The following is a 15660-nucleotide window of genomic DNA, read 5'->3' as shown; positions in this document are numbered from 1 at the left end:
TGCGGGACCGTCGCCGGATGCGGCCCGGTGGCCGGTTGTGCCCACCGTTCCTCCCCCGGCCACCACCGGGGAGGTGCCCCCGCGGCCACCGCTGAGAGGTGGCCCCTCCGCGGAACGGTCGCCCACAACCGGCTTCCGTGACCGGCTTCCGTGACCGCGAACGGGCCCGGCGACTCGCCGTGAAGGCGAGCGCCGGGACCGGAAGGGGTGGAGCCGGGAAGAACTACTTCAGCTTCGTCCCCGTGGACCGAAGGTGCGAACAAGCCTCGGTGACCCGCTCGGCCATCCCCGTCTCGGCCAGCTTGCCCCAGCTCCGCGGGTCGTAGGTCTTCTTGTTGCCGACCTCGCCGTCGACCTTCAGCACCCCGTCGTAGTTGCGGAACATGTGGTCCGCGACCGGGCGGGTGAAGGCGTACTGGGTGTCCGTGTCGAGGTTCATCTTCACCACGCCGTTCTCCAGCGCGATGCGGATCTCCTCCTCCGTGGAGCCGGAGCCGCCGTGGAAGACGAAGAAGAACGGGTCCTGCTTGCCGTACTTCGCGGCGACACCGTCCTGGAGCTCACGCAGCAGCTCCGGGCGGAGGACCACATTGCCCGGCTTGTAGACGCCGTGGACATTGCCGAAGGAGGCGGCCAGCAGGTAGCGGCCCTTGTCGCCCAGGCCGAGGGCCTCGGCGGTGCGCAGGGCGTCGTCGACCGTCGTGTAGAGCTTGTCGTTGATCTCGTGTGTGACGCCGTCCTCCTCGCCACCGGTCGGGGTGATCTCGACCTCGAGGATGATCTTCGCCTTGCCCGCCTCGGCGAGCAGCTCCTGCGCGATGTCGAGGTTGTCGGCGAGCGTCTCGGCGGAGCCGTCCCACATATGGGACTGGAACAGCGGGTTCTGGCCCTTCTCGACACGCTCCCGCGAGATCTTGATCAGCGGACGGACATAGCCGTCCAGCTTGTCCTTGGGGCAGTGGTCGGTGTGCAGGGCGATGTTGACCGGGTACTTCGCGGCGACGACATGCGCGAACTCGGCGAGACCGACGGCACCGCTGACCATGTCCTTCTTGTACTGGCCACCCAGGAACTCGGCACCACCGGTGGAGATCTGGACGATGCCGTCGCTCTCCGCCTCGGCGAAGCCGCGCAGGGCGGCGTGCAGAGTCTGCGTCGAGGTCACGTTGATCGCCGGGTAGGCGAACTTGCCCGCCTTCGCCCGGTCGAGCATCTCGTTGTAGATCTCAGGGGATGCGATGGGCATCTGACCGCTCCTTGTATGTGCGGGTTAGTCGTACTTGGCCCTGACCTAGGGGCGACATCATCGTCGGGGCCATAATTCCAGACTCCGTCGATTGCTCCACACGGCGCACGCCGAGACCACACGGACGGGGGTGGAGGTTTCACGTGAAACCTCCCGCCTCTCCCACCCTCGCAGGAATCCGCTCAGCAGGAATCCGCTCAGCGGGAGTCAGCTCAGCGGAAATCAGCTCGGCAGGATTCGACTCGGCAGGTTCAGCTCAGTCCGAGGTCGGCAAGCGAGTACGCCGGGAGATAGGCCAGCCCGGCGTCCGCGATCGCCGACGCGGCGCCGCGCTCGACGATCGTCGCGACCGCGACGACCTCCGCGCCCGCCTCCCGCGCCGCCTCCACCGCGGTCAGCGGCGAACCGCCGGTGGTGGAGGTGTCCTCGACCACCAGCACCCGGCGGCCCGCGATATCCGGGCCCTCGATCCGCCGCTGCATCCCGTGCGTCTTCTGGGCCTTGCGGACCACGAAGGCGTCGAGCCGGCGCCCGCGCGCGGCGGCCACGTGCAGCATGGACGTGGCCACCGGGTCGGCGCCCAGCGTCAGCCCGCCCACCGCGTCGTACTCCAGATCGGCCGTGGTGTCGAGCATGACCTGGCCGACCAGCGGCGCGGCCTCGGCGTCCAGGGTGATCCGGCGCAGGTCGATGTAGTAGTCGGCCTCACGCCCGGAGGAGAGGGTCACCTTGCCGTGGACCACGGCCTTGTCCTTGATCTGCTGCCGCAGGGCGTCACGCGCATCGCTCATGCGCATGAGCTTATGCGGTGGCCCCGGTAACCCCTCAAGCCGCTCCGCCTCCCCCAAGCCGCTCCGCCTTCGTCAGGCCAGTGCGCGCCAGCTCCAGGTCATGGAGATCTCCAGCGGATCGATGGGGGTGACCAGGCGCGGCATGAGGTTGAGCCCGTTGGGCGGGCCGGACTGCGGTTCGACGCACACCGCCTCCGCCTGCTCGTCGTAGACGACCACCCACTCCGTCCGGCTGGTGACCTTCAGCTCGAGCCGGCCGGGCCAGGTGAGCGTCACGTCCACCCCCTGCGGCATGCCGAAGCAGTCGTCCCAGGGGCCCGGCCTGGGCGCGATCCGGCGGCCGGTGGGGAGATGGTCCTCCCCGCGCTCCTCCTGCCATGCGGCGTCGAAGGCGATCTCGGCATCGGCGCCGCCCTCGCCCAGGTTCCGCAGGAACCACGGGTGCCAGCCCGCCTGCGCCGGGAAGGAATCGCCCTCGGTCTCCACGCTCATGGTGACGGTCAGGCTGTCCGGGGAGAGCTCGAAGGTCTGGGTGACCCGGCCCTCGTACGGCCAGGGGTCGGCGAGGTCGTAGGTGAACGCCGCGCTGGACTGCCCGGTGCCGGCCGGGCTCCATGCGACGTTCCGGCCGGTGCCGTGGATCGCGTGCGGCGGGGAGTTGACGGGCAGCTGGTGGGTCCGCCCGCCGTTGCGGAACCGGCCCAGCGCGGTACGGCCGCACCACGGCACCATCGGGAACGACCCGAACCGCGGGCCCTGCCGCAGCAGCTCCGTACCGCCGATGCGCAGTGAACCGATACGGCAGCCGTTCTCGGGTGAGACGGTCAGCTCGGCGTCCCCGGCGGTCAGCCGGACGCCCCTGGTCTCCGTTGTCTCTTCGGTCGTCACAACTACCGACCCTATGCGCACACGCTCATCGGCGGCGGCGAAGTACGCGACGGCCCACGACGACGACCGAGGCGAGCACGACGGCCGCGGCGGGCGCGGCCCAGCGCAGTGCGACGCTGGTGGAGACGGTCTCGGGCGCGGGGACCGGGGCGTAGCGGCCGCGCGGCGGGGCGTGGTCGACCTCCTCGGTGGACCGGCCGATCATCGTGCGGCGGGCGTGGGCGGCCTCGGCCGGGGGCTCCTCGTCCAGGTCATCGAGATCGCCGAGGTCGCCGAAGCCGACGGGCTCCTCGACGGCGTCCGCCTCGTCGAGATCCTCGAGGTCGCCGACGTCGTCGAGGTCCATGTCGTCGGCCGACAGCGGAAGCTCGGCCTCGGTCGGCAGTCCGGGCTCCTCCGCGGCGGCGCCCGGGGCCGCGTCCGCATCGGTGGCCTCGTCGGTGGGCGCGCTGGGGACCTCGTCCTCGGTGGGCGCGGGGATCGGGGACGCCTCCAGCCCGGCCGCGAGCGCCGAGGCGAACCGGTCCAGCAGGCGGCGGGCCACCGTCGCGGCCGCCTCCTCGTCGAACTCGGCCAGCCGCCCCTCGCTGTGGACCGTCCCGGCGCAGATCAGCTCCGTACCGCCCGCGACGGGCTTCGGCGTCACGGTCAGCGCCAGCTTCACCGAGCCGCTGCCACGCGCCTCGGTGCCTTCGCCCTCGACCTCGAACGCGTCGGCGCGCGGGACGATGCGCAGCGAGCCGCGGTAGGTGATGGTGGACCCGCCGATGCGCAGCCGCAGCCGACCGGCGAGCGGCCCGGCGGCCTCATCGGCGTCCTGCTGGAGCCCGGGAACGCAACGAGCGACGCGGGCGGGCTCCGCGAGCGCCAGCCGGACGGTGTCGACAGGAAACGGAACGAACACCTCATGCTCCATAGGTCAAGACAGTACCCATCGCACGTTCCCTGAGACCCGTTCCCGGTCAACTTTCCGGCGCGCCGCCACAGCCCGACCGCCACAGCCTGGCCATCGCGGCCTTGCCCCCGCGGGGCCCGCGCGGCCCGCGGCGCGCACCCCCATCAGGCATGGGCCAAGGGCGCGCCCCCGGCGTGCGGGCGGACACCGGCGCCCGAGCGCCGACCCGCGCGCCTGCCCGGACGCGGGCCCACGCTCGTGCCCGCGTCCCGGAGGGTCCGTGCGGCGGGTGCCCCACAGGGCGCCCTCACCCCCACCAGGCTCCCCGCTCGGAGAGAGGCGGCCCACAAACCGCGACGAGCCACAGACGTGACCGACCACAGACCATGACCCACCACAAACCGCAACCGACCACAGACCACGACAGACCGCAAACCACAACCGGCCACAAACTCAAGGTGCCCCGCGCGGGCTCCTCACTCCCCATAGCGCGGATGCATCAACGTCGAAGGGGACAGCCCCGACTCCCGGCCCCGCTCGGCCGTGCGGTGGGCCGCCCGCAGCCCCTCCTCCGTCAGCGAGCGGGGCCGCGGGCCGTGCGCGGCCAGCCGCAGCCCCACCGGAGAGCGCGCCGCCAGCACAAAACCCCAGTCGTGCGGGCGGCCACGGCCGGGGCCGGGCGCATCGATCACGTAGGGCGCGGTCCGCAGCCCGACCGATCGCATCGTCGCGTCCACCGTCCAGAACGCCCGCGGATCGGGCTCCAGCGGCCCGGCGTGGACCACCAGCCGGCCGCCGGGGGCCAGCGCCCGCTCGGCCAGACCGTAGAACTCCTGGGAGTAGTACTTGGTGCTCGGGGTGAGCTCGGGAGCGGGCAGATCGCAGACCACCACGTCGTACGCCATGGGCCGGCGCAGCCAGTCGAAGGCGTCCGCCGTCACCGCCCGCACCCGCGGATCGCGGTAGGCGCCGCCGTTGAGCGCGGACAGACCCGGATCCAGCCGGGCCAGCCGCACCACCTCCGCGTCGCGCTCCACGACGGTCACCGACCGGACCCCCGCGTACCGCAGGATCTCGCGCGCCGCGAGCCCGTCGCCCCCGCCCAGCACCAGGACCCGGCGGTGCGGTCCGGCGGCCATCGCCGGATGGATCAGACCCTCGTGGTAGCGGACCTCGTCACGCCCGCTGACCCGCAGCCGCCCGTTGAGGAAGAGCGACAGCGGCCGCCCGCTCGTCCCACCGCCCACGAGCACGATCTCCTGCTCGCCGGTGCGCAGCGCGACCCGCACCCCCGGTCCGTAGACGGCTTGCCGGGCGGCCCGCTCGAAGGAGGGGGTCAGCAGGGCACCGGCGGCCAGCGCGGCGAGCACCAGCCCATTGGCGACGATCAGCGTCCACCGCGCCCGTACGGTCAGATCGCGCCGGAACAGCCAGAGCACCAGCGCCCCGCCCGCCACCGCGTTGACCGCGCCGGTGACCAGCGCGCCGGTCAGCTGCCCGAACGCGGGCAGCAGCAGAAACGGAAAGGCGAGCCCGCCGACGAGCGCGCCCACATAGTCCGCCGCGAACAGATCGGCCACCGCGCCGCCCGCGTCCTGCCGGCGCACCCGCTGGATGAGCGTCATCAGCAGCGGCACCTCGGCCCCGATGAGCACACCGATGGCGAAGGAGAAGCCGACGAGCGCGGGGCGCGAGTGACCGCCCCATGCGAAGCACGCGTACAGCGCCATCGCCGAGCAGCCGCCGACGAGCGCGAGGACGGCCTCGATCGCGCCGAACCCCACGGCGGCCCGACAGCGCAGCCGCTTGGCCAGCAGCGAGCCGACGCCCATGGCGAAGACCATCACGGAGAGCACCACGGACGCCTGGGTGACCGAGTCACCCGCCAAATACGAGGCCAGCGCGACGAGTTCGAGCTCATAGACGAGCCCGCAGGCAGCGCAGACGAAGACCGTGCCGAGAACGAGAAAGCGGCCGAGCCCCGCCCGCACGGGCAGCCGAGCCGGAGGGCCGGACTCCGGCGACGACGGCGCATCCGAGACGGCGGACATCGGCGAATCGATCACAAAGGGAACGTTACGTCACATATCGCTTACGTCTCGTCCCCCACACGAGCGCTTCGCCGTTCACACATCCGGTATCGATGCCGCCCGGCTACTTCCGATCCCCGTCAGACGCACGGCATTTGGGACGACACCCCACCCGACGTCCCGTCCGCCATCCCGCCCGACGGTCCGTCCGCCATCCCGCCCGACGGTCCGCTCGGCAGTCCGTTCGGCAGCCCGTTCGGCAGTCCGCCCATGTCGAGCCCGCCCGCACCCGGCGGCCGGAGCGCGGCCGGCACCCGGGCCCCTATACAGGTGCGGGTGGTGACCAACCGCCCCTCCTGGGGGTAGGCATGCCAGGTCCGCCACCCCACCGTGCCCTCGTGCCACTGCGCGAGCAGCGCCGTGAATGCGTTGGGGCTGCCGGGGAACGTACCGGCCAGCCCGTGCGGATGGTCGGCCACCAGCGCGAGCAGCTCCTGCGCCCGCCCGGCGAAGGCCCCTTGCGACAGCTCCTCGACGCGCGCCGCGAATTCGTACTCGCGGCCGTCGACAAGCGTGGAAACCCCCAGCGGAAGCGGGGTGCTGTTGCCGGACATACAGGCCACGGTCTCCGAGCAACGGCTGCCCTCCCCTTCCAGGAGGACCTGGTGCGAGGCTCCCAGCAGCCTCAGCTGAACGGCGAAGTCATGGAGTTGAAGATCGAGCACAGCGAGGGCGGGAAGCGGCTCCCGTCCCAGGCCCCAGGCGAGGTCAGCGGCGCGGGTATCGGTGTAAGCAGTCTTGAGGATCGTGAGCATGGATCGGCTCCGCAAGCACGCAATGGAAAAGAGATGGGCCAGCTCGCCCCGCGGTGGTCCAAGTGGACCAGGGGCCTGCGCTTACGCCGGCTCGTGCCCACGTGGGGCCGTAAGGTCGATGGTGGTATACGGAATCATGAAATGCTGGGCGCCACATCGTTTTTACCCATCTTCGCCGGGTTTCCACCCCCTAGGGCGCCCTTTAGGTCAAGTGTTCAACAAGCCCGCGCCCGGCGCACGTTGGCGCGCCGGGCGCGGGCTCATCGATTAACAGCCGTAAGAACGGCGTGACGACCGTAAGGGCCGCGGGAACCGCGGCGGGTCAGGCACCCCCTCCGCAGCCACCGCCACCACCGCCGCCGCCACCACCACAGCCACCCCCGCCACCGCAGCCGCTTCCGCCGCCGCAGCCACCGCCGCCGTGGTGACCACCCCCGTGATGGCCACCACCGCCGTCGCCACCGGCCCACCAGCCGCCGCCGGCGGCTCCGCTGGACCCGGCACCCCAGGACCGCTTGCGCCGCCCGCTGTACCCCTTCGACCGACCGGCACCGAGCGCGGCGAGCGCCGCGAACGTGAACGCCAGCACGACCAAGATGACAACAGGACCCATGGTCCTCACTCTCCTTCCAACCCCCGTAGCGAGGTACCGCTTCGTACCTGCCGGGTCCCATGCCCGACCTCACACGGGTCGAAAGCGAAGTTGAGGAAGTCCAGAGGTTCGACTGACCGCCGGCTCATGGGGGTAGTTGCCGTGCATGCACAGGAGCCGTGTGTACGCCGTTCTGATCGACGCGCCCGAAGCCGAGGCGGCCCGGGCGACCGCCTTCTGGTCGGCGGCGCTCGGCGTCACCGCCGAGCCGTTCGCGCCACAGCCGCAATTCACCACGCTCCACGAGGCCCTGCCGGGGCTGGTCACCGCCGTCCAAGCGGTCGACGACGCACCCCGTATCCACCTGGACTTCGAGACCGACGACGTCGAGGCGGAAACCGCGCGCCTGCTCGCCCTGGGCGCCGAGCGGATATCCCAGTGGCAGGAGTGCCAGGTGCTACGAGTGCCCGGCGGCCATGTGGTGTGCGTACTGCCCGTGGAGACCGACCCGGAGACGTTCCGGGCACAGGCCAACGTCTGGCCCTGACGCGCCCTTTCCCCGCTAACGGTGTTCCCAATGATGCGGGTCGGTTTCCAGCACCGAGCGGTTCCAGTCGCCCAGTTCGGCGGCCGCCGCATAGGTGCTGTGCAGGAATTCGGTCAGCGTCCGGTCCGGGTCGGGTGCGGTGGCGACCGCCTCATAGGGGAGGACGAACTCACCGGCGCCCCGCTGGTACGAGGCCGTCGCGGGGTGGACCGGATGGTCGGCGAAACCGGGGGGTTCGGGGTAGGCGTACGCGTAGAAGCCGCCCTCCTCGCCCCCGCCGGGCCAGAACCCGCAGCTGGACAGCTCGACGGAATACGCCTCCCGCGTCACACGGTCCGGCAGGTTGGGCACACCGCCAGGGGGATGCGGCGGCGCGGGACGGCCGGAGAAGCGGGTGACCGCCAGATCCATCGCACCCCAGAAGAAATGCACGGGGCTGGCCTTACCGGCGAAATGGGAACGGAAATCCCCGAACACCCGGTGCGCGCTCAGCAACTGCCCCCAGAAGAGCCGTATGGCGTACGGGTCATACGCCGCATGCCGATGGTCCTCCGGGAACGGGATCGCCAGTGCCACCTCGTTCGGCCGGGGATACATCCGCGTCTGGATCCCCAGGTCCCCCAGCGCCCCCATGACCTCGGCATAGAACTGCGCCACCGATTTCGACTCCAGCGCCAGCTCCCGCCGGCTTCCATCGCTGACCCGGATCCCCAGCCGATGGTCAACAAAATCGAACTCGATATCGAACGCTCCGGTCCGATACGGGATCGTGGACGTACTCAACCCTCGCGGGGTGACATACAAGGTCACCTGCCACCACTGATTGATCGGCGGCGCGTGGTCCAGCCGGATCTTCCCGACGATCTGGGTCCACATATGCAGCGTGTCCCGGGCCTCCGCCCAGTCCACCAGCCGAAGCCGCGGCCAGGCCCCGGCCGACTGTGTCCTCTGCTTGGCCATCGCGCCTCCCGCGGGGCCTCACCACTCCGACAACGGCGATCGATCACAGCCGATGGATTCTGGCCCGGCCGAGTACCCACGTATCCCGCAGCCAAAAACGCCCGCAGAAAACCAGCGAGCGTGTGCCCCGCACCGGTCACCGCGATCGGACATCGACCGGACGCATACTGGAGTATGCTCGACTCATGTCCGCCACGACACGCATCACCGTCACCCTGCCCACCGAGCAGGTCGCCGAGTTGCGCAAGCTCACGGACAACGTGTCCGGCTATGTGGCTGAAGCGGTGGCCCGCCAGATCCGGCACCAACTCCTCGGCGACGATCTACGGCGCCATCAGGAAGAGCAAGGTGCCTTCACGGACGAAGAGCTGGCCGAAGCCCGCGCCAAGATCTTCGGCACCACCGACCGCGCCGACCATACGGCCGCATGAGCACACATCTCGAGACCGTCGTCCTGGACTCCCAGGGGCTGTCCGCCTGGGTTGCCCAGGACCGGAAGGTCCTCGCGATGTTCCAGGTGTTCCATGAAACGGGAGCTGATCTCGTCGTCAGCGCCAACACCATCGTCGAGGTCAGCCATTCGCGAGTGAACCTCCCACGCCTGCACTGGGCCCTCTCACGGGTCAAGGTCGAACCCGTCACCGAACAGGCGGCCAAGGCAGCCGCCGAACTGCTCAAGTCAGCGGGACTGCACGGGCACAAATACGCGATCGACGCCACCGTCGCCGAGGCGGCACTACGCCAGCCGCCACCCGTCGCCGTACTCACCTCCGATACCGACGACATGGCCAAGCTCTGCGATGGCCGCGTGCGACTGATCGGCCTATGAGGTGCGGGAGTGCCATCAGCACGCCGCGATCCATGTCGCGGGGATGAAAACCCCGGACCATTGCACGCCCCACCCAGGGGTGGGTTGAGGAAGGCCGGATGTTCGGCGGAGTATGGGCGGCATGGGACGACCGCCGCTCAATCGCCGACTGGCTGCCTTCGGGACCACGATCTTCGCCGAGATGTCCGCCCTCGCCGTGCGCACCGGCGCGATCAATCTGGGGCAGGGCTTTCCGGACACCGACGGCCCCGAGGAGGTGCGTGAGGCGGCCGTGCGGGCGCTGCGGGACGGCCGGGGGAATCAGTATCCGCCCGGCCCCGGCGTGCCCGAGCTGCGCACCGCGGTCGCCGAGCACCAGCGGCGCTGGTACGGCCTTGGCTTCGACCCCGACACCGAGGTGCTGATCACCGCGGGCGCCACCGAGGCCATCGCGGCGTCGCTGCTGGCGCTGGTGGAGCCGGGCGACGAGGTGATCGCGCTGGAGCCGTACTACGACTCGTACGCGGCCTGTGTCGCGATGGCCGGCGGCGTGCGCGTTCCCGTCACCCTCCGCCCCGACGGCGACACCTTCCGCCTCGACCTGGACGAGCTGCGCGCCGCCGTCACCGACCGCACCCGGCTCATCCTGCTCAACACCCCGCACAACCCCACCGGCACCGTGCTCACCCACGATGAGCTGGCCGCGGTCGCCGAGCTCGCCGTCGAGCGCGATCTGCTGGTGGTCACCGACGAGGTCTACGAGCACCTCGTCTTCGGCACCGGGCACACCCCGCTCGTCTCCTTCCCCGGGATGCGCGAGCGGACCGTCACCATCAGCAGCGGCGGCAAGACGTTTTCCTTCACCGGGTGGAAGGTCGGATGGGTGACCGGCACTCCCGAGCTGGTCACGGCGGTGCGCTCGGCCAAGCAGTACCTCACCTATGTCTCGGCGGGCCCCTTCCAGTACGCGGTAGCCGAGGCGCTGCGCCTCCCCGACGCCTATTTCCACGGCATTCGCGAGGATCTGCGCGCCAAGCGCGATCTGCTGGCCGACGGGCTGACCGGCGCGGGCTTCCAGGTCTTCCGCCCCTCGGGCACGTACTTCATCACCACCGACATCCGGCCCCTCGGCGAAACCGACGGCTTCGCCTTCTGCCGCTCCCTCCCCGAGCGCTGCGGAGTGGTCGCCGTCCCGAATGCGGTCTTCTACGACCACCAGGACCAGGGCTCCCCCTTCGTGCGCTTCGCCTTCTGCAAGCGCGAGGAGGTCCTTACGGACGCCGTGGCCCGTCTGAAGACCCTCGCCGTGGGCTGACGCGGCGCCTCCGGTTCCTCCTCCGTATCCCCCGGTCGGACTTCCCAGGTCGCGGGCGGCCGCGCGCTGACGGATGGTCGGTGTGTCCGCCGAGCCCCCTGGTCCGTCCCCTCCCGGGGGCTCGGCGCATGTCCATCGTGTGCCCGCACCGGAGGTTTCCGTGTCCGCCGACACCGCCGCGTCCACACGGGCCCCGGAGCCGCCCCGGCGGCCGGGCGCGCGGCGGCGGGTGCTGGGGCGGTTGGGGGCGTCGCTGGGGCGGGCGTGGCTCGCGCTGGCGGTGTACGCGACGGTGCGGGCCGCCGGGGTGGTCTGCGTGGCGGTGGGGGCCTGGCGGATCGGGAAGCATCCGCGGAACCAGCTCGGGCACTACTGGGACGGCCTCTGGTACGTGGGCATCGCCCAGCACGGCTACGGCACCGACCGTCCCTCCGTCACCCACCCCGGCCTGACCTTCAGCGATCTGGCGTTCTTCCCGCTCTACCCGGGGCTGATCCGGGCCGTCACCGGCGTCGTCCCGCTCTCCCCGGTGACGGCCGGGCTGCTGATCGCCTGGACCACGGCGGGGCTCGCGGCCTGGGGCATCCACGCGGTCGGGGAGCGGCTGTACGGGCGGCGGGTGGCCCTGATGCTGGTCGTGCTGTGGGGGTTGCTGCCGCATGCGGTCATCGAGTCCATGGGGTACACGGAGTCGCTGCTGACGGCGCTGGCGGCCTGGTCGCTGTACGCGCTGCTGACCCGGCGCTGGGTGTGGGCCGGGGCGCTCGCGCTGTGCGCGGGGGCCACCCGGCCCAACGGGCTCGCGGTCGCGGCGGCGGTGTGCGTATGCGCGGCAGCGGAGATCTGGCGGCACCGCGGACATACGTCCTGGCGGGTGTGGGCGGGCGCGGCGCTGGCACCGCTCGGCTGGCTCGGCTACGCGGGCTGGGTGGGGGTGCGGCGCGGCACCTGGCGCGGCTATCTGGACGTCCAGGACAACTGGGGCACGTATCTCGACTTCGGGGTGAGCGGTTTCCACACCGCCCGCGCGCTGATCATGGGCAACGGCCCGCTGCCGCACTACATCGCCCTGGTCGTCATCAGCGCCTCGCTGATCTCCCTCGGCTGCCTCGCGCTGCGCCCGCCGCCGCTGCCGCTGGTCGTCTACACCCTCGCCCTGGTGTTCGTCGCGCTCGCCAGCTCGAACTACTTCGCGTCCAAGCCGCGCTTTCTGCTGCCGGCCTTTCCGCTGCTGATCCCGGCGGCCCTGGCGATGGCGAAAGCCCGGCCGGGCGCCGCCATCCTGGCGGGCGGCGCCCTGGCCGGGCTCTCCTGTCTCTACGGGGCGTATCTGCTGACCAACGCCCCCAGTCCGGTCTGACGAAGGCCCCTGGCCCGGTCCGACCAGAACCATCCGTCCGGGCAGGACCACCCGTCCGGGCAGACCGGGCGGACCGGGCGGACCGGGCGGGTACGACCGTGTGGCTCAGACCTCGCCGTCGTCCGGCTTGTCGTCGCCGTCGGACTCGATGTCGGCTTCCAGACCGAGCTGCTCGACCAGCCACCGGTCGAACTCGATCGAAGCCCGCACCCAGCTGACCGTGCTGGACACGAAATGCTCCAGGCTGACGCCGGTGCCGATCAGCATCTGCGCCTCGCCGATCAACCGGACCGTGCCGTCGTCATTGGTGTGGGTATAGACCTTCGGCCACAGGGTGCGGCGGTTCCAGTCGTCGATCGCCTCGAGCAGCCGCGGCTTCTCATCGATGCCGTGCGGCCGGTCGTAGAAGGTGCGGACGGAGAAGACCTGCTGCTCCTCCTCCCCGCGGAACATGAAGTAGGTGCGGAACTGCTCCCACGGCGCGGCGAGGTCCCCCTCCTCGTCGACGACGTACTTCAGCTCCATCTGCTCCAGCAGCTGCTTGACCAGGTCCTGGTCGGGCAGCACGGGGCCGCTCGGACCCGTCGGTTCGGGCTCGGGCTGACCCCCGAAATTCGGAATCGAGGACGGGTCGATGCTCACCGTGGATTTCCCTTCGTATGGAATACCGCCATCCTCCCTCACACCCGCCCCCGCCGTGCAACCCCGGCCGTACATTGCCCGATCCGGTCGAACGGGACGGGGTGAGGAGCCGAAACGGGACCGGGTGAGGAGGAGGTGGATCTACTGCGCGGGACCCACCAGCAGGCCGTCGCCGACCCGGTCCACCCGGACCTTGTCGCCGTCCCGGACCTCCCCGGCCAGGATCTCCTTGGCCAGCCGGTCGCCGATCGCGGTCTGGATCAGCCGGCGCAGCGGGCGCGCCCCGTACGCCGGGTCGTTGCCCTCCTCGGCGAGCCATTCCAGCGCGGCCGGGGTGACGTCGAGGGTCAGCCTGCGGTCGGCGAGGCGGCGGGCCAGCCGGGCGATCTGGAGCTCGGCGATCCGGGCCAGTTCGGGCCCGCTGAGCGCGGAGAAGACCACGAGGTCGTCCAGGCGGTTGAGGAACTCCGGCTTGAAGGAGGCCCGCACGGTCTCCAGGACGCTTTGCTTCTTCTCCTCCTCGCCGAGCAGCGGGTCCATCAGGTACTGGCTGCCCAGATTGGAGGTGAGCACCAGGATGGTGTTGCGGAAGTCCACCGTCCGCCCCTGGCCGTCGGTGAGCCGCCCGTCGTCCAGGACCTGGAGCAGGATGTCGAAGACCTCGGGGTGGGCCTTCTCCACCTCGTCCAGCAGCACCACGCTGTACGGGCGGCGGCGGACCGCCTCCGTCAGCTGGCCGCCCTCCTCGTAGCCGACATAGCCGGGCGGGGCGCCGACCAGCCGGGCCACGCTGTGCTTCTCGCCGTACTCGCTCATGTCGATGCGGACCATGGCCCGCTCGTCATCGAAGAGGAAGTCGGCGAGCGCCTTGGCCAGCTCGGTCTTGCCGACACCGGTAGGGCCGAGGAAGAGGAACGAACCGGTGGGCCGGTCCGGGTCGGCGATGCCCGCCCGGGTCCTGCGCACGGCGTCCGAGACGGCCCGTACCGCCTCGGTCTGGCCGATCAGCCGCTTGCCCAGCTCGTCCTCCATGCGCAGCAGCTTCTGGGTCTCGCCCTCCAGCAGCCGGCCCGCGGGGATGCCGGTCCAGGAGGCGACGACATCGGCCACGTCGTCCGGGCCGACCTCCTCCTTGACCATCGTGGGACGGTCCTGCTGGACCTCGGCCTCGGCCTCCGACGCCTCGGCGAGCTCCCGCTCGACGGCCGGGATCTCCCCGTACAGCAGCTTGGAGGCGGTGTCGAAGTCGCCGTCGCGCTGGGCGCGCTCGGCCTGGCCGCGCAGCTCGTCCAGCTTCTCCTTGAGCTCACCGACGCGGTTGAGGCCCTGCTTCTCCTTCTCCCAGCGGGCGGTCAGCCCGCGCAGCTCCTCCTCCTTGTCGGCGAGGTCGCGGCGCAGCTTCTCCAGCCGCTGCTTGCTGGCCACGTCGGTCTCCCGGGCGAGGGCCATCTCCTCCATCCGCATCCGGTCCACCGACCGCTGGAGCTCGTCGATCTCGACGGGCGAGGAGTCGATCTCCATCCGGAGCCGGGAGGCCGCCTCGTCGACCAGGTCGATGGCCTTGTCGGGGAGGAAGCGGGAGGTGATGTACCGGTCGGAGAGTGCGGCGGCGGCCACCAGCGCGCCATCGGCGATCTGCACCTTGTGATGGGCCTCGTAGCGGCCCTTGAGCCCGCGCAGGATGGCGACGGTGTCCTCGACGGTCGGCTCGGCGACCAGCACCTGCTGGAAGCGGCGCTCGAGCGCGGCGTCCTTCTCGATCCGCTCGCGGTATTCGTCGAGGGTGGTGGCGCCGACCATGCGCAGCTCACCGCGGGCCAGCATCGGCTTGAGCATATTGCCCGCGTCCATCGCGGAGTCGCCGCCGGCGCCCGCGCCGACCACGGTGTGCAGCTCGTCGATGAAGGTGATGATCTGGCCGTCGCTGGACTTGATCTCGGCCAGGACGGTCTTCAGCCGCTCCTCGAACTCACCGCGGTACTTCGCGCCCGCGACCATCGCGCCGAGGTCGAGGGCGACCAGCCGCTTGTCGCGCAGGCTCTCGGGCACATCGCCCTTGACGATCCGCTGGGCGAGCCCTTCGACGACGGCGGTCTTGCCGACGCCCGGGTCGCCGATCAGCACCGGGTTGTTCTTCGTACGCCGGGAGAGCACCTGCACCACCCGGCGGATCTCCTGGTCCCGGCCGATGACCGGGTCCAGCTTGCCCTCGCGCGCGGCGGCGGTGAAGTCCGTGCCGAACTTCTCCAGGGCCTTGTACGTGCCTTCCGGATCGGGCGTCGTCACCCGCTGTCCACCCCTGACCTTCTCGAACGCGGCGGCCAGCTTCTTGGCGCTCGCCCCCTGCCGGTCGAGCAGCTCCGCGGTCTGGCCGCCCTTGGCGGCGATGCCGATGAGGAGATGCTCGGTGGAGACATAATCGTCCCCCAGCTCCCTGGCCCGCTGGGTGGCGTCCGCGATGACGGCCAGCAGCTCACGGCTGGCCTGCGGCGGGGCCACGGTGGAGCCCTGGACGCTGGGCAGGGCGGCGAGCAGCCGCTCCGCGCCATCGCGCACGAGGGCCGCGTCGGCCTCGACGGCGGCCAGCAGATCCATCACGTTCTCGTTGTCCTGGCCCTCCAGGAGGGCGAGCAGCAGATGCGCGGGCGTCATGTCCGCATGCCCGGAGGACACCGCCCGGTCATTGGCGGCGCTGAGCGCCGCCCGGCTCTTGTTGGTCAGCTCGGCATCCACGTCCCTGTGCTCCTCCTCGCTCCGATCTTCCCATCCTG

Annotated in this window: 14 protein-coding genes and 1 pseudogene; 5 read left to right on the top strand and 10 right to left on the bottom strand. The window is 70.9% G+C overall.

The genetic code is table 11. The annotated features are described in order from the left end of the window. Window positions 1–223: 223 nt before the first annotated feature. The 7 genes and pseudogenes from fbaA to AB0E24_RS13810 form a co-directional block, all read right to left on the bottom strand. Window positions 224–1246 (bottom strand): class II fructose-bisphosphate aldolase, encoded by a 1023-nt coding sequence (gene fbaA, locus AB0E24_RS13840; protein WP_359376864.1) that lies wholly within the window; start codon window positions 1244–1246, stop codon window positions 224–226. A 251-nt stretch (window positions 1247–1497) separates the two neighbouring features. Beyond that, entirely contained in the window at window positions 1498–2043 is a 546-nt protein-coding gene (gene pyrE / locus AB0E24_RS13835; protein WP_173963250.1) for an orotate phosphoribosyltransferase, read from the bottom strand. A 66-nt stretch (window positions 2044–2109) separates the two neighbouring features. After that, window positions 2110–2925 carry an aldose epimerase family protein gene (locus AB0E24_RS13830; RefSeq protein WP_069872727.1) on the bottom strand — a complete coding sequence of 272 codons (816 nt, stop codon included), beginning with the start codon at window positions 2923–2925 and terminating at the stop codon, window positions 2110–2112. A gap of 25 nt (window positions 2926–2950) precedes the next feature. Next, window positions 2951–3841 carry an SRPBCC domain-containing protein gene (locus AB0E24_RS13825; RefSeq protein ID WP_359376860.1) on the bottom strand — a complete coding sequence of 297 codons (891 nt, stop codon included), beginning with the start codon at window positions 3839–3841 and terminating at the stop codon, window positions 2951–2953. 455 nt (window positions 3842–4296) lie between these two features. After that, on the bottom strand, window positions 4297–5871 hold the full coding sequence (locus AB0E24_RS13820) for a polyamine aminopropyltransferase (protein ID WP_359377045.1): 1575 nt from the start codon (window positions 5869–5871) through the stop codon (window positions 4297–4299). A gap of 278 nt (window positions 5872–6149) precedes the next feature. Then, a pseudogene (locus AB0E24_RS13815) lies at window positions 6150–6665 on the bottom strand (DUF2617 family protein); the annotation flags it as partial. Between the two features lie 322 nt (window positions 6666–6987). Beyond that, window positions 6988–7278 (bottom strand): hypothetical protein, encoded by a 291-nt coding sequence (locus tag AB0E24_RS13810; protein WP_359376857.1) that lies wholly within the window; start codon window positions 7276–7278, stop codon window positions 6988–6990. A gap of 160 nt (window positions 7279–7438) precedes the next feature. Between AB0E24_RS13810 and AB0E24_RS13805 the strand changes: the two genes are divergently transcribed. After that, window positions 7439–7804, top strand: coding sequence for a VOC family protein (locus AB0E24_RS13805; protein ID WP_231981361.1), 366 nt, complete (start codon window positions 7439–7441; stop codon window positions 7802–7804). A 15-nt stretch (window positions 7805–7819) separates the two neighbouring features. On the opposite strand, the gene AB0E24_RS13800 is transcribed toward AB0E24_RS13805, so the two are convergent. Next, window positions 7820–8764 (bottom strand): DUF5996 family protein, encoded by a 945-nt coding sequence (locus AB0E24_RS13800; protein WP_359376853.1) that lies wholly within the window; start codon window positions 8762–8764, stop codon window positions 7820–7822. 185 nt (window positions 8765–8949) lie between these two features. On the opposite strand from AB0E24_RS13800, the gene AB0E24_RS13795 reads away from it, so the two are divergent. From AB0E24_RS13795 to AB0E24_RS13780, 4 genes are all read left to right on the top strand, one after another. Further along, the gene (locus AB0E24_RS13795) at window positions 8950–9195 is read left to right on the top strand and encodes a type II toxin-antitoxin system CcdA family antitoxin (protein ID WP_069872716.1); all 246 of its coding nucleotides are present in this window, start codon (window positions 8950–8952) and stop codon (window positions 9193–9195) included. Beyond that, a complete protein-coding gene (locus AB0E24_RS13790; RefSeq protein ID WP_283885484.1) occupies window positions 9192–9593 on the top strand; it encodes a PIN domain-containing protein in 402 nt (133 codons plus the stop codon). The genes AB0E24_RS13795 and AB0E24_RS13790 overlap by 4 nt, the downstream gene beginning before the upstream one ends. 121 nt (window positions 9594–9714) lie before the next feature. Beyond that, window positions 9715–10887 (top strand): pyridoxal phosphate-dependent aminotransferase, encoded by a 1173-nt coding sequence (locus AB0E24_RS13785; protein WP_162502111.1) that lies wholly within the window; start codon window positions 9715–9717, stop codon window positions 10885–10887. Window positions 10888–11047: 160 nt separating this feature from the next. Then, entirely contained in the window at window positions 11048–12247 is a 1200-nt protein-coding gene (locus tag AB0E24_RS13780) for a putative hexosyltransferase (protein ID WP_359376847.1), read from the top strand. A 105-nt stretch (window positions 12248–12352) separates the two neighbouring features. Here AB0E24_RS13780 and AB0E24_RS13775 read toward each other — a convergent pair whose 3' ends face one another. Further along, entirely contained in the window at window positions 12353–12889 is a 537-nt protein-coding gene (locus AB0E24_RS13775) for a YbjN domain-containing protein (protein ID WP_069872709.1), read from the bottom strand. A 141-nt stretch (window positions 12890–13030) separates the two neighbouring features. Beyond that, complete coding sequence (gene clpB / locus AB0E24_RS13770) at window positions 13031–15622, bottom strand: ATP-dependent chaperone ClpB (protein ID WP_069872707.1); 2592 nt, start codon at window positions 15620–15622, stop codon at window positions 13031–13033. Window positions 15623–15660 lie beyond the last annotated feature (38 nt).

Source organism: Streptomyces malaysiensis subsp. malaysiensis (assembly GCF_040653035.1).
Classification (GTDB): Bacteria; Actinomycetota; Actinomycetes; order Streptomycetales; family Streptomycetaceae; genus Streptomyces; species Streptomyces malaysiensis.
The sequence above is the reverse complement of the archived record's forward strand: the minus strand, read 5'-3'. Positions and strand labels throughout refer to the sequence as shown.

Coding starts and splice junctions, on each gene's coding strand:
- fbaA (WP_359376864.1), bottom strand. CDS start 1,246: ATGCCCATCGCATCCCCTGAGATCTACAACGAGATGCTCGACCGGGCG.
- pyrE (WP_173963250.1), bottom strand. CDS start 2,043: ATGCGCATGAGCGATGCGCGTGACGCCCTGCGGCAGCAGATCAAGGAC.
- AB0E24_RS13825 (WP_359376860.1), bottom strand. CDS start 3,841: ATGGAGCATGAGGTGTTCGTTCCGTTTCCTGTCGACACCGTCCGGCTG.
- AB0E24_RS13820 (WP_359377045.1), bottom strand. CDS start 5,871: ATGTCCGCCGTCTCGGATGCGCCGTCGTCGCCGGAGTCCGGCCCTCCG.
- AB0E24_RS13810 (WP_359376857.1), bottom strand. CDS start 7,278: ATGGGTCCTGTTGTCATCTTGGTCGTGCTGGCGTTCACGTTCGCGGCG.
- AB0E24_RS13800 (WP_359376853.1), bottom strand. CDS start 8,764: ATGGCCAAGCAGAGGACACAGTCGGCCGGGGCCTGGCCGCGGCTTCGG.
- AB0E24_RS13795 (WP_069872716.1), top strand. CDS start 8,950: ATGTCCGCCACGACACGCATCACCGTCACCCTGCCCACCGAGCAGGTC.
- AB0E24_RS13790 (WP_283885484.1), top strand. CDS start 9,192: ATGAGCACACATCTCGAGACCGTCGTCCTGGACTCCCAGGGGCTGTCC.
- AB0E24_RS13785 (WP_162502111.1), top strand. CDS start 9,715: ATGGGACGACCGCCGCTCAATCGCCGACTGGCTGCCTTCGGGACCACG.